General features: G+C 53.9%; 13 protein-coding genes. All 13 read left to right on the forward strand.

Going from position 1 to position 14,483, the window contains the following annotated elements:
* The first annotated feature begins 6 nt into the window (after positions 1–6).
* The gene (locus B9Z45_RS07855) at positions 7–768 is read left to right on the forward strand and encodes a flagellar basal body rod protein FlgF (protein ID WP_108406672.1); all 762 of its coding nucleotides are present in this window, start codon (positions 7–9) and stop codon (positions 766–768) included.
* A 20-nt stretch (positions 769–788) separates the two neighbouring features.
* Positions 789–1,574 (forward strand): flagellar basal-body rod protein FlgG, encoded by a 786-nt coding sequence (gene flgG, locus B9Z45_RS07860; protein WP_199221862.1) that lies wholly within the window; start codon positions 789–791, stop codon positions 1,572–1,574.
* A gap of 7 nt (positions 1,575–1,581) precedes the next feature.
* Entirely contained in the window at positions 1,582–2,298 is a 717-nt protein-coding gene (locus tag B9Z45_RS07865) for a flagellar basal body L-ring protein FlgH (protein ID WP_108406673.1), read from the forward strand.
* Positions 2,299–2,322: 24 nt separating this feature from the next.
* Complete coding sequence (locus B9Z45_RS07870; RefSeq protein ID WP_108406691.1) at positions 2,323–3,447, forward strand: flagellar basal body P-ring protein FlgI; 1,125 nt, start codon at positions 2,323–2,325, stop codon at positions 3,445–3,447.
* 14 nt (positions 3,448–3,461) lie between these two features.
* A complete protein-coding gene (locus B9Z45_RS07875; protein WP_108406674.1) occupies positions 3,462–3,938 on the forward strand; it encodes a rod-binding protein in 477 nt (158 codons plus the stop codon).
* Entirely contained in the window at positions 3,935–6,424 is a 2,490-nt protein-coding gene (gene flgK, locus B9Z45_RS07880) for a flagellar hook-associated protein FlgK (RefSeq protein ID WP_108406675.1), read from the forward strand. Before B9Z45_RS07875 ends, flgK begins: the two co-directional genes overlap by 4 nt.
* A 12-nt stretch (positions 6,425–6,436) precedes the next feature.
* A complete protein-coding gene (flgL, locus tag B9Z45_RS07885; RefSeq protein ID WP_108406676.1) occupies positions 6,437–7,363 on the forward strand; it encodes a flagellar hook-associated protein FlgL in 927 nt (308 codons plus the stop codon).
* A gap of 76 nt (positions 7,364–7,439) precedes the next feature.
* The gene (fliD, locus tag B9Z45_RS07890; protein WP_108406677.1) at positions 7,440–8,876 is read left to right on the forward strand and encodes a flagellar filament capping protein FliD; all 1,437 of its coding nucleotides are present in this window, start codon (positions 7,440–7,442) and stop codon (positions 8,874–8,876) included.
* 201 nt (positions 8,877–9,077) lie between these two features.
* Positions 9,078–9,467, forward strand: coding sequence for a flagellar protein FlaG (locus tag B9Z45_RS07895; RefSeq protein ID WP_108406678.1), 390 nt, complete (start codon positions 9,078–9,080; stop codon positions 9,465–9,467).
* A gap of 155 nt (positions 9,468–9,622) precedes the next feature.
* Positions 9,623–10,453 carry a flagellin gene (locus B9Z45_RS07900; RefSeq protein ID WP_108406679.1) on the forward strand — a complete coding sequence of 277 codons (831 nt, stop codon included), beginning with the start codon at positions 9,623–9,625 and terminating at the stop codon, positions 10,451–10,453.
* A gap of 140 nt (positions 10,454–10,593) precedes the next feature.
* The gene (locus B9Z45_RS07905) at positions 10,594–11,415 is read left to right on the forward strand and encodes a flagellin (protein ID WP_108406680.1); all 822 of its coding nucleotides are present in this window, start codon (positions 10,594–10,596) and stop codon (positions 11,413–11,415) included.
* Between the two features lie 117 nt (positions 11,416–11,532).
* On the forward strand, positions 11,533–11,994 hold the full coding sequence (locus tag B9Z45_RS07910; RefSeq protein ID WP_108406681.1) for a hypothetical protein: 462 nt from the start codon (positions 11,533–11,535) through the stop codon (positions 11,992–11,994).
* A gap of 45 nt (positions 11,995–12,039) precedes the next feature.
* Positions 12,040–14,286, forward strand: a complete 2,247-nt coding sequence (locus tag B9Z45_RS07915) for a tetratricopeptide repeat protein (RefSeq protein ID WP_108406682.1) — start codon at positions 12,040–12,042, stop codon at positions 14,284–14,286.
* Positions 14,287–14,483: the final 197 nt, after the last annotated feature.

Below are 14,483 nucleotides of genomic sequence, written 5' to 3' on the forward strand. Positions count from 1 at the left end.
CACGCCATGGACCGCCTTATCTTCACCTCCAACGCCACCATCAAGGAAATGGCCACAGCCCGCCAGGTGTTGGTCAATGATCTGGCCAACTTATCGACGGTGGGTTTCAAAAGCAGCTACGACGTGGCCCTGAAATCAATCAAAGTGGAAGGTCCAGGCTTTGATTCACGCTTCCAGGCACAGGCCGTCGCCCGTAATTCGATACGCATGACACCAGGCTCCGTCATGGCCACGGGTAACCCCATGGACATTGCCTTGGCAGAAAAAGCGGTGCTGGCGGTGCAAGCCTCCAACGGCGAAATGGCGTTCACACGCCGAGGCGACCTGAAAATCAACCCGCAGGGACAACTCGAAAACGGCTCGGGCCATCTGGTGCTGGGCGATGGCGGCCCCATCACCATTCCCTTGGGCGTGTTGATCAACATCAACCCCGATGGCACGATTTACGGCAAAGACCCGGCCCAAACTGGCGCCGAACCTTCCGTACTGATCGACAGATTGCGTCTGCGTGACAGCACAGATGTCACCCTTGGACGCCGCCTGGATGGCTTGTACCAAATCGACGGCAAGGATCCCGGTACCGACATCGCTATCGGCACCACCCCCCTGAAAGTAATACCCCAGGCGCTAGAAGGCAGCAACGTCAACGCCATCGAGGCCATGACCCGACTGATTGACCAGTCGCGCAGCTTCGAAACCCAAATTCGCATCATCAAGGAAACCAAAGGGCTGGACGAATCCGGCGCCTCCTTGATGAAGCTCGCATGAAGAAATAACTGGAGAACACCATGGATGCATCGATGTGGATTGCCAAAACCGGCCTGGACGCGCAGCAAACGCGCATGTCGGTTATTGCCAACAACTTGGCCAACGTCAACACCACCGCCTTCAAACGTGACCGTGCTTCATTTGAAGACATGCTTTACCAAAATCTGCGCCAGCCTGGTGCCCAAGTGGGTGCCAATGCACAAGCCCCTACCGGCTTGATGCTGGGTACTGGTGTGCGCATTGTGTCCACTGAAAAAACACACACCCAAGGCAGTTTGGTCAGTACCAAAAACGCTTTGGACCTGGCCATTCAAGGCGAAGGCTTCTTCCAGATCACCCAGGCAGACGGCACCACAGCCTACAGCCGCGATGGCGGCTTCAAATTGTCTGCAACAGGCCAATTGGTCACGGCCAACGGCGCAGCGCTGCAACCCGCAATCACCATTCCCCCCAACGTCGCCAGCATCACCGTGGGCCAGGATGGCACGGTGTCGGTAGAGACCGCAGCGGGCGGTGGCAGCCAGGTGCTTGGGCAGATCCAGACTGCCCGTTTTTTGAACCCCGCCGGCCTGCAATCGATTGGACAAAACCTGTTGAAAGAAACCACCGCCAGTGGTGCACCGCAAGTCGGTCAAGCCGGTGTGGCAGGTGCAGGCCAACTCATGCAAGGCGCACTGGAAGCCTCCAACGTGAACGTGGTGGAAGAAATGGTCAACATGATCGAAACCCAGCGTGCTTACGAAATCAACTCCAAAGCCATCTCGGCCGTGGACGGCATGCTGCGCTTCCTGAACAACAACATGTAAGCGTCTGATGAAAAAAACAACACCTTCTTTTTACACTTTGGGGCTTGTCATGACTTTGGGTCTGGCCGGTTGCGCTGCGCCCAATGCACCCATGGCGCACTCCCCTCAATTTGCCCCGATCTTGCCGGTCGCCCTGGAAAAACCCCGCATGGCGACAGGTGCCATCTACAACGGGCGCCAAAGCGACAACTGGTTCGGTCGGGTCCGCACTTACACCCCGGGCGATGTCATAACCGTCCTGCTCAATGAATCGACCCAGGCAGGTCGTCAACAAAGCAACAATCTGAAACGCGCATCCACCAACGATGTGGTGCCAGAAGGTCTCACCAGCAAGGCATTGCGCCTACCTGGCAAAATTTTTGGCAGCAAGGGTGAAGGCGCTTTGGACGGTGTCAACCTGAACAGCGCCACCATCGAAAGCACTGGCACAGGCCAGGCCGACCAACGTGCCAACCTCAGTGGTGCCGTGTCTGTCACCGTGGTCGAAGTTCTGAGCAACGGCAACCTCATGGTGCGCGGCGAAAAACAACTGGCACTGACCGAAGGGGCCGAGATCATCCAGGTCAGCGGCATCATCCGTCCCGAAGACATCTCGCCCAACAACACCGTGCAATCAAGGCGTTTGGCGAATGCACAAATCGCATACCGCGGCACCGGCGATATGGCCAACGCGACCAAAGCCGGTTGGGGCACCAGTGCCTTGATGAAGCTCTGGCCCTTCTGACGCAACCCCATGCTGGTGAACCCCATGAAATCTGCCCTCTTCTCACTTGTTTTGCTGCTTGGCTTGTCGGGCGCTGCCTGGGCCGATCGCGTCAAGGATTTGGCGTCTGTGGCCGCAGGCCGAAGCAACCAACTCATTGGCTATGGCATGGTGGTCGGTTTGCAAGGCACAGGGGATGGCGCTGATGTATCTTTCACGGCCCAAAGCATGAAAGCCATGCTGGCCCGCCTGGGTGTGGGCATTGATGGCCCGCTGTCAGACTTTGAGCAAAATGCCACCAGCGGCAAGATCGACATCAAGAACGTGGCCGCGGTGATGATCACCGCCGAATTGCCTGGTTTTGCCAAACCTGGCCAAAAAATTGACATCAATGTCTCGGCCATCGGCAAGGCCACCAGCCTGCGTGGCGGCAGCCTGCTGTTGACCAGCCTGCGCGGTGTCGACGGCGAAATTTACAGCTTGGCCCAAGGCGCACTCACTGCCACAGGCATTGATACCAGTGCTGCAGGCTCTAAAGTCAGCATTGGTGTGCCAACTTCAGCCCGCATTCCAGGTGGCGCCACCGTTGAGCGCATGGTCGAAACCCCGTTTGAAAAGTCTGACCACGTGGTCATGAACGTGCGTGAATCAGATTTCACCACCACCACAGCCATCGTCAATTCGATCAACAAGAATTTTGGCCAAGGCACCGCGCAAGCCCTCGACGGCATGTCGTTTTCGATCAAAGCGCCCACCGACATGTCACAGCGTGTGGCCTTCATGAGCATGGTCGAAAACCTCGATGTGGTGCCTGGCGAGCCACCGGCACGCGTGGTGATCAACTCACGCACCGGCACCGTGGTCATCAGCCGCAATGTGCGTGTCACGGCAGCGGCTGTGGCGCACGGCACCATCTCGGTAGCGATCGCCGCGACCAACGAAGTGTCTCAGCCCAATGCTTTGTCACGGGGTCAAACCGCTGGGGTTCAAAACGCCGACATTGCGGTGTCCGAGCCCAAAAACCCAATGTTCCTGTTCCAGCCAGGTGTTGACCTGCGCCAAGTGGTGGATGCCGTCAACCAGGTCGGCGCCACACCTTCGGCACTGATTGCGATTCTGGAAGCACTCAAAAGTTCAGGCAGCTTGCGTGCCGAGCTGATCGTGATCTAAAGCAAAGCAAAGCCATGAGCGACGTGTCCAACACCACCCCCAGCAGCTACCTGGACTTCAACGCCCTGGCGCGCCTGAAGGGTGAGGCCGCGCGCGACCCTTCCAAAGCCGTTCGCCAGACCTCTGAACAATTTGAGGCTTACTTCATTCAGCAGATGATGAAGACCATGCGCGAGTCGATCGAAAAAAGCGATTTGGTCGAAGGCGGCAGCATAGACATGTACCAAGACATGATGGACAAAGAAATCTCTTTGCAAATGGTCAAGCGCGGCGGCATGGGCCTGGCCGACATGATGGAACGCCAGATGGTCCGGGCGCAAGAAATGAGCACACAGGATGCGCTACAACTGCGTCAACCCGAGGCAAAGGCCATGCCACTTCACGCCCCGCGTGAGGCGATGTCCCTCAAGCCAGAGGCCATCAAAGCCTATGAACTGGACCGCACCACCAGCTTCAAGCTGAACGGCGCCACACCGGGGGCTAAACCATGAGTGACTTGCTCAGCATTGGCAGCTCGGGTGTGGGCGCCTACCAGCGCGCATTGGCCACGGTGTCCAACAACATTGCCAACGTCAGCACCGATGGCTACACACGGCAAGATGTCTCGCTGAGCTCTAACCAGCCTCAACAAGTCGGCAACAGCTATTTAGGCACAGGGGCCCGCTTTAATTCGGTGCAAAGGCAATACGATGCTTTTGTTGAATCGAACCTGCGCAACAGCAACAGCGATTTGGCAAGCCAAAAACCCCTGCTGTCTTACGTCAACCGCCTAATCGATGTGATGGGCGATGAAAGCATTGGGCTGACCACGGCAGTCAACCAGTTTTTTGAATCGTCCAGAGACCTGGCCAGCGACCCTGCGTCGATGGTGTCACGCGGCACTTTTATGCGCGACGCCGACGGTTTGGCGGCACGCTTTCAACAATTGGCCAGTCAGTTTGAATTGCTCGACAACGAAACCCGCCAATCGGTTGAAACCGATGTGGGTCAAATCAACTCTTTGACACAGCAGCTGGGTTTGCTCAACAAGCAAATGCTCAAAATCAGCTCTGCAGCCAGCCAGCCCTCGGAGCTGCTGGACCAGCGTGACCGTTTGTTGCGCGAATTGTCAGGTTTGATCTCGGTCAAAACCAAATTTGAGCCCAATGGTGCGGTCCTGATCAGCGTGGGCGACACCTTGGACCAAGGCATTTTGGTTCAACAATCGACCACGCGGGCCATCAGCGTGTCCCAGTCTGCGATTGACAGCAACAAGCTCGAGTTTGTCATTGATGCCTACGGCAAGCCTGAAACCATGCCCGGCATCAGCAGCGGAAAAATCGGCGGTGTCATGAATTTTCGTGAGCAGGTCTTGAGCCCGGCCACCAACTCTCTGAACGACTTGGCCCAAGTTATGGCCCATGAAATCAATGCCGTTCACCGCGATGGCGTCGATGCCGAAGGCCTGTTGGGAGGCGATCTGTTTGGTTTCAGCGCAGACAAGCCATTTCAAGCCGGCGGCATGATCGTGCTGGTGCAAGATGCCAACCGGGTGGCTGCTGCCGGGCAATTTAGGGTGATTGACGACCCGCTCAACAGCGGCACGGCGCAGGCACGCGTGAGCTATACGGCACCCGATTTTGCAGGCCCCACCGCTTTGTACGGTGATTTGGGACTGGCGCAAACACCACAAGTGGGCGCACTCACGGTCACCACCAGCGTCAGCGAGCCCTTTGCCAGCCTGGGCCTGGTGCCTGTTGGCACCCAAAACCTGTCGCTGACCCTGCAAAACCCGGGGCCCAACCAATCTTTTCAAGTGCTGACCCGAGATGGCCGCCACCTTCTTGGCCAGACCCTGAATGCCAATGAACAAGCCCTGCTGATCAAACCGGGCAACGGCATGGAAGCGGGGGCCACCTACAGCTCGGCCAGCCTCAACGCCAGCGGTGCATCGAGCTACCTAGCGATGGACCTTTTTATGGGCGCCAAAGCCGAGGTGGGTCTGCTGCAACAGTTCAACACCACCACCGGTGATTTGCTGCCCCCCCTCAAGACAGCCGCCGTGCTGACAGGCAACACCTTTGCACCTTCTTCTACGGGCATTGCTGCCGGTGCCCTGACCCTCAACGGTCGTCCGCTCACTGAGCTGGCAGGGCCCTTGACTTTGACTTCGGTCGTCAGTTGGCTCAATACCGAAACTGCCAACACCGGCATCACGGCCAGCCAATCCAGCGGCAAACTGGTGCTGTCACGCGCCAGCGGCAACACCACCGACGACATCCGTCTGGGCATGGGCAGCAACGGCACGCCTGCAGACCTCGGTCGTCTGGGCTTTGACACCCGCATCTCCATCCAGGGCGCGACCAAAGATGACTTGCTGATTTTTGTGACCGATCGCAGTGGCGTAGCGAGCAATGCCACCGTCACGGCGCAATATGATGGGATCGCAGGCAACATGAAGCAGACCTTGCGGGCTTCACCCTTGCAAGTCACCTTCACCTCGGACACCACTTACAAAATTGTAGACACCGGCACCAACCCCGGTACCGTGCTGGCTGAACGCACATTGCAAGCCAACCCGAACTCGAATGTCCCCAGCTTGAGTTACAGGGGCTTAAAGCTCGAATTTTCGACCGCTCCAAAATCGGGCGACATCTTCTCCATCGACGGCAATGCCGATGGCATCGGCAACAACGAAGCCATGCTGCGCATGGTCGCGCTAGAAGACAAAGCCGTCATGCCCGGTGGAATGACCATGACCGAGGCCTACATTGAGCGCGTCAACCAGGTGGGCAATGTCGCACGGCAAGCCGCCATTGCCGAACAAGCCCTGACCGTGGTCTACAAGCAAGCCCAAGAAGCGCGTGACAGTATTTCTGGCGTCAGCCTGGACGAAGAGGCCTCAGCACTGGTCCGCTTTCAGCAAGCCTATCAAGCCAATGCCAAAGTCATGCAAGTGGCCATGGCCTTGTTTGATTCCATCCTGCAAGTCCGTTAAACAGGGGCCCCCATGAAAATATCTACCTCCTTCTTGTTTGAGCGCGCCACCGAGCGCATGAGCACCATTCAGAACCAACTCGCCGCCACGCAGGCGCAGATGGCAGTGAGCAAAAAGATCCTGGCCCCCAGTGACTCGCCAGACCAAGCCGCGGCCATTCAACGCTTGAAGGGTGAGATTGAGCGGCAAGGCAGCCAGCAGCTGTCAATGAATGTCGCGCTGAGAAGGTATACCGCAGAAGAATCGGCGCTCAAATCATCTGTCGATTTGTTAACCCGCATCAAGGAGCTGGGCATCAAGGCCGCCAACGACACACTGGGACCCAGTGACCGCAAAGCCATTGCGGTAGAAATGCGATCCATCAGGGATCAACTTTTGAGCACAGGCAATTCACAAGACGACAGCGGCAACTATATTTTTTCGGCCACCCGCGTGAACACCCCCGCTTTTGCAGAGGACAGCAACGGCAATGTGATTTACCAGGGTGACCAGACACAGACCAATATCCCCGCCGGTGTGGAGCGAACGGTGAAGTTCACCCGCTCAGGCACAGACATTTTCAGTCGGGTCATACGTACCGACTCAGCAGGCAATGACCAAAGCGTTGGTTTCTTCAAAGCCATTGATGAAATGGTCGATGCCGTTGAGGCCAGCAACACATCCGGCATACAGCAAGGCATCGGTGATGTCGCCCAAATGTTCAACAGCGTGACTTTTGCCCTGGCGCAGACAGGCTCTGACCAAGTGGTCGTTCAGTCCCAAATCGATGTGCTGGACGAAACTTCCTTGCGCTTGAAATCCACCCTTTCAGATGTTCAAGACCTGGACTATGCAGAAGCAGCCACACGAATGAACAAAGAAATGATGGCCCTTGAGGCCGCCATGAGCAGCTTTGCAAAAATTTCAGGTTTGAGCCTGTTTGACTACATCCGGGGCTGAGTTCGAGATGGAAACTCAAGTTATAGCCCTGACACCCGATTCTTCAATCAACCAACTGTAACCGGAAATCACTACCATGGCTGTCAACTTCGTCAACGCCCTTGGGGCTGGATCTGGCATTGACACCAAATCGCTGGCCGAAAACTTGGTGGAAGCCGAACGCGCGCCTCGCAAAGAACGGGTTGACGCCAAAATTACCAAATCCGAATCACAGATATCGGGTTATGGTGCCTTGAAATTTGCACTTGCAGATCTGAAAGCTGCCTTCGCAAAAGTCAACGACCGCACTGAATTCAGTTCCATCAAACCTGTCAACAGCCAGCCCACGGCATTTGGAGTCACGGCATCGTCCGCAGCATCAACGGGCACTTACAGCGTGAAAGTGGAACAAATAGCCCAAGCCACCCGGCTTGGCACAACCTCATTCGTGGCCAGCGACACCCCCATCAATCCGGATGCCCAAAAAGCCGGCCAGGAATTTACACTGACATTTAACGTAGGGACCAGCACTGTGCACAAGATCACCGTGCCCAAAAATATGGCAACGCCAGCAGGCATGGTGAGCACGGTCAACAGCCAAACCTCCACGACAGGCATTAGCGCCCAACTCATCAACACCGGCAGCGGCTACACCGTTGTGTACACAGGCGAAACAGGCGCCGCAAAAAAACTATCAGTCAGTAGCACCTCCATAACATTGCTCGACGACCCCTTGCAAGTTGAACAAAACGCCAAACTAACGATCAACAACCTGGACATTGAGCGCACCAGCAATCAAGTCAGTGATGTGATCGAGGGTGTCACCTTTGACCTGTACACCCCGACTTCGGTGGCTGCACGGGTCGACATGGGCCGCGAAACTACGGGTGTCAAAGAAAACATCAAGGCCTTGGTGGATGCTTACAACAGTTTTGAGGACAGCGTTCAAATTCTTTCCGACCGCGACAGCAAGGTTGAAGAGTTTGGTGGTGTGTTGGCAGGCGACAGCCTGATCCAGTCGGTTCGCTCACAAATGCGCACCATGATGACCGCCGACTACAAGGTTTACACAGATCCCGATGTGCCGGTCGATCCCCCCTTGAACCCCAATATTTATGCAGCCAGGCATGTTGGTATTTCTTTTGACCGTCTGGGTAAATTGCAACTGGATGAAGCCGCGCTGGACACGGCGCTTCAAGCCAACTTTGGAGAAGCGGTTCAACTTTTTACAGCCAACTCGAACAACCTGAGTGTTTACAGCAGCTCACCAGGTGGCTTGGGTGGAGCGGTTTTCCGCAGCATCGACAAAATGCTGCGCAGCACGGGGGATATTGAAATCAAGATAAAAGGCACCACCGACAAGATTGCGCAGTACAAAAAAGATCTTGTCACGCTGGAAGACCGCATGGCCAAGTTGCTCGCCCGTTACACAGAGCAGTTCAGCGCAATGGACAGCATCGTCGGTGAAAGCACCAGCACCAAAACCAACCTCAAGAGCAGTTTCGAAGGCATGATGGCCATGTATACAAAATAATTTGTAAAATTATTTAACAGCATAAAAATAGCTCATAAAAATATTTCGCACAATTATTCAGCGATTTATTCTCAAGTTTTCCCCAGCGGTACCGATTCATCAATCGACACCCCCTGGATTGGGCAATCTGTAAAAACAGGTTGCCCTGCAGTGCCATCAGCGAGGAGATCGCTGTCAGGGGCATTTGCAAAGGAAACGATCATGAACAACAGCATCAGCCCGACAGCATCCAGCGTTCAACTTGCTGGTAGCCCCCCATTGCGTGCGCCTTCAGAACCGCCCAAGGTGGAGAACGGTCAAAAAGAAGCATCTCCCGGGTTGCAAACATCACCCGTGGCGGCTGCACCGCCACAGGAAAAAAAAGCGCAAGAAGACAACTTGCGCAAGGCCATCGACCAACTCAACGAACAAATGAGTGACTCTGGGCGCAACCTCAATTTCAGCATTGACAAGTCCGTCGACAGAGTGGTCATCAAGGTCAGAAACTCTGATACTGGTGAAGTGATTCGACAAATCCCAGATGAAGCCTTGCTGCGCGTAGCACACAACCTCAAGGATGTGCGAGGCATGCTGCTGAATGAAAAGACTTGATTTAAAAAAATTGAATCAAGCTTCTCAAGTTCCCGATCCAACAGCCGATTCATCAAGTAACAGGAAATCAATTCTGACTTTCTGTGTATCCAGGCAGGTCCTACTCCCTTTGGTTCCTGCCGACCGTTTGAAAAATCTCTTCAAGGAGTAAGACCATGTCCTCTGTTATCAATACAAACGTCAAGTCCATCGTTGCCCAAAACGCCATGTCGGTGAACAACCGCAGCATGTCCAAAGCCATGGAGCAGCTGTCAACCGGCAAGCGCATCAACACCGCAGCCGATGACGCCGCCGGCTTGGCCATCGCCAACCGCATGACATCCCAGATCAAAGCCCTGAACCAGAGCGTGCGCAATGCCAACGACGGCATCTCCATGATGCAAACGGCTGAAGGCGCGACCAAAGAAATCACCAACATGCTGCAACGCATGCGTGAGTTGTCGGTGCAAGCTGCAAACGACACCTACGGAACGACTGACCGTGAAGCAATAAAGACTGAAATCGATGAACTGGCATCCGAAGTGACGCGGATTGCTGAAAATACACAGTGGAACGGTATGAGCATCCTTGGTGGTGGTGCATCTTACGATACGATGACTTTTCAAGTTGGCACAGAAGGCGATTCGACTTCATCCATTACTGTCGCATTTCAAGCGATGGATTCCACGGCTCTCACTGTATCTTCTTTGGACGTTTCATCGAACTCCGATGCACAAGCATCTGTCATTGACATAGACGCGGCCATCACTGCCGTGGACCAATTCCGATCTACCCTCGGTGCCAAAGTCAACCGCATGACCTCCGCCGCTGACAACCTGGCCAACGTGGCCATGAACACCAGTGCATCGCGCAGTCAGATTGAAGACACCGACTACGCGCAAGCCACCACTGAATTGGCCCGCACGCAAATCATCCAGCAAGCTTCAACCGCCATGTTGGCCCAAGCCAATCAGCAACCTCAGTCGGTCTTGTCACTGCTTAAGTAACGCTGATCAGTAAGTACTTCCCCGGCATCGTCCGGGGCGTTTTTGTTGGCATGCGTTATTGCCCCTCGTGTTGATTGAACTGTTAACAGTTGCATTAATGCACGCCCAGATTACGGACCAAGCCCTGCAGGAGTCTGCCCATGACGACCATCAATACGAATCTGCAAGCCCAACAAGCTCAAAACTCGCTCTCCATCAATGGCCGCAACCTGCAACACGCCATGACCGAACTGGCCACAGGCTTGAGGGTCTCGAGCGCAGCCGACGACGCAGCGGGCATGGCCATTGGCAACCGCATGCAATCCAGAATCCTGAGTCTGAATCAAGCAGTCAGAAATGCCAACGATGGCATCAGCATGATCCAAACTGCCGATGGTGCTGCACAGGCTCTGTCCAACATGTTGACACGCATGAACGAGTTGGCCATTCAGTCTTCCAACGACACCAATGGAACGACCGACCGCACAGCCCTAAACAGCGAGTTCATAGAACTGCAAGCCGGCATGAGCACGATCATTACATCCACCTCTTGGAACGGTAACAAGGTGCTTGACGGAAGCTTGAGCAGTCCTGTCAACTTGCAAATTGGCGCGTCTGGTGAGAGCAGCGATGCCATGCAGGTCACTTTCAGTGATTTCAGCTCACTGGGAGCATTGACAAGCAGCGGAGTTGGCACCACGGCCAATGCCAGTTCGGCACTGACAGACATCAAAGCATCCCAGACCAGCATTTTGTCGGCACGCACGACATGGGGTGCCGCCATGAACCGGCTGAATTTTGCCGCTGACAACTCTGCCAACGTGTCCATGAACATGAGCGCGTCCCGAAGTGGCTTGATTGATACCGACTATGCCAAGGCGACGGCAGATTTGGCCAGAGCCCAGATCATTCAAGAGGCAGGAACGGCCATGCTTTCGCAAGCCAACCAGCAACCGGTCATGGTTTTGCATTTGCTGAGCTGATCGCGCCACGCGACAACATATCCGACCTACAGGCACCTGGCCTGACTATTGCTTATTAATGCTTGCGCCCAAGAGGTCGGCAAGCTTTTGCCGCTTGGCGCTGACAAGGATCACACCATGCTGCAAGTTACCCACTCACAAAACTCCGCCTTTGACGCCACGTTCAAGGCAGACCACTTCGCCCCGGCCAGTTCACCCGCTGACGTGCGCGAGCTCGCAGCTAAATTGGTGGCATCAGACCGCCTGCAGGATGCGGTCGAGTTGATTCAAACCGCATTTCAAGAATACCCGGACAGTGAAGATCTGCTGGTGACGCACATTTTGCTCAGCGAGATTCAAAACCATTGGTCCGAGGCAGCCAAAGCTTTGGAAAAACTGGTCACGCTACAAGGCACTCAAACCACGCTGGAAACTTGGCGACACTGGGTACGCGTGTTGCGCTGTGAAGGCGATCACTACCGTGCCCACCAAGTGACCTTGAGGGCGCTGAAACACCACGCTCGCGACCCCTTGCTATTGTCTGAATTGAGCGCACTGGAGAGCATCCTAGGTCCGCAAGTTCGGAAGATTGCAGCTTGATCAAAGCTTGGCCTGTAGGGACGAATTCGAAAATGGAGTTTGAAGATGGGACAACCCGTTGCTTCTCATGAGCGCAATGCTTATTGGACAGGCCGTGCAGATCAGTTGTACCAAGCCAAAAAATATCGGGAATGTATCGTTGCTTGCCAAGCGGGTTTAAAACGCACACCTCATGAAATCAAGCTGCATGATTTTTGTGCCCTGTCGTATTTGCAGACAAACCAAGACCAAAAAGCCATCGAAAGTTATGCACAAATCTTAAAGTTCAGTCCGCTGCACTGCTTGGCCAATCTGAACATTGCGAAAATTCACTTCAAGCACCAGGCCCATGAGTTGGCTTTGCCTTTTCTCAAAAAGTGTCAAACGGCTGCTGAGCAACCAGAACTCGTGCATTTGTTGACTGGCCGTTGCCACGAAACCATGGGCGCTTATGCGGAAGCGGTCAACAGTTATGCCGAACTCTTAAGCATCGACCCGCATAACGTCACGGCTTACGTCCGCATGGCCACCAGTTTGAACCTGCTCAAACAGACCCAAGGCGCTGTCGACCTTCTAGACATGGCGATAAAGCTTATTCCTGACAGCAATGATCTGCTTTTTTGCAAAGCCCTTCTGTTGATGGAGCGAGGGCTTAACGTATCTGCCCTTGAAGCCTTCGAAGCACTCCATGCCAACGGCAAGGCGACGGCTCACCAACTGTGCGGCCATGCTGAAGTGCTTTGCCGAATGAAAAAGATGGATGCAGCCATCGAAAAATACGAAGAAGCTCTGCAACTGGAGCCCAAACGCGTTACAGCACTGATTAATTATGGAAATCTTTTGTCACGGCTCAAACGCATGGACGAGGCCATCGACAAGTTTGAAATGGTTTTGACCATTGATCCAAAAAATAGCATGGCCTTGGGCAATATCTCCACCGCTATGCTCATTAAAAGAGATCTGAACAAGGCCTGGGAGTATGCGGAGCGGGCCTGCGAGGTGAACCCATCGGCATCAGGCTCATTCCTTTACACCATGTGCTTCCATTGCGATTGGGCCAAATACGACGCCACACTTGATGTCTTGAAAAATGATGAGAAATGCGAGTACTCGGGCCCCTTCGTACCCATCATTTTTTCGAATGACGCTGAAGTGCATCTCAAATACAACCAGAGTTGGGCGAAGAAAGTAACCGCGACGGGTATTTTGGGGCCTTTGAAAAAATACCAACACCATTCAAAAATAAAAATTGGCTACTATTCATGCGATTTTTTCAACCATGCAACGGCCATGTTGATAGAGGGCATGCTCAAAGCGCACAACCGTGACAAATTTGAACTGCACGCATTTTCATTAGATGTCAGTCGACAGGATGAATACACCGAGCGGCTGCGACTTCTGTTTGACCATTACCACGAGGTTTACCATTACAGTGATCGTGCTGTAGTCAACTTGTCACGCGAACTGGAAATTGACATTGCGATTGACCTAAAGGGGTACACGGAAGGCAGCCGCCCAACTATTTTCGCTGAGCGCGCAGCACCGGTTCAAATCAATTTTCTGGGTTACCCAGGCACCATGGGCGCAAGTTTCATCGATTACATCGTGGCCGATCACACCTTGATCACGCCAGACAATCAGGAGTTTTTCACCGAAGAAGTGATTTATATGCCTGACTGCTACCAACCCAATAACAACGGCAGACCAAAGCCCGACCTGACACAAGCTAGGCCAAGTGACCTTCCAGAAAATAAATTCGTATTTTGTAGCTTCAACAACGCCTACAAAATTACACCTTCACAATTCAAGCTTTGGATGCGCATTTTGCGACAAGCTCCCAACAGCGTATTCTGGATGTTGAAATCTACAGAGCGGGCTCAAAGCAATTTGCTTCGCTATGCTGCAGAAGAAGGCATCGATCCAAACAGGATTATTTTCGCCTCATTCTTGCCTGAGGCTCAACATTTGACACGTTTGTCACATGCAGATCTCTTTCTCGACACCTTCCCATGCAACGCACACACTACGGCATCGGATGCGCTTTGGGCAGGCGTTCCATTGGTCACCCGCGCCGGACAAACATTTGCCAGCCGAGTCGCCAGTAGCTTATTGCATGCAACTGGTCTGGCAGAGCTGACGGTACACAATGAAGAAGACTACGAAGCCTTGGCGCTTCGCATTTACAACGATGCTACTCTTTTACGAAGTTTGAAAAATCGAGTCAAGCACGGTATCGATAACGGTCCACTTTATGACACACCATTATTTACGCGTAATTTTGAAACCGCTATTGAGAAAATATACCAAGGATAAAGGTATTTTGAACGTAGTTGATTTTAAGTTTCAATCAATAATATCAAGCACTCAATAGAGTTCTATTTAACAGGCTGCTGAAATACTCCCATGTTTAGGTCCACGCCGAGCCCCTGAGAAACGTTAATTGTTGAGCAACTACACGGACACATGATGCGCGGCGCTGACACCTTCACCGAGAGCCTTTTCACGATGCG

The sequence above is a fragment of the Limnohabitans sp. 2KL-17 genome, assembly GCF_003063415.1.
Lineage (GTDB): Bacteria > Pseudomonadota > Gammaproteobacteria > Burkholderiales > Burkholderiaceae_C > Limnohabitans_A.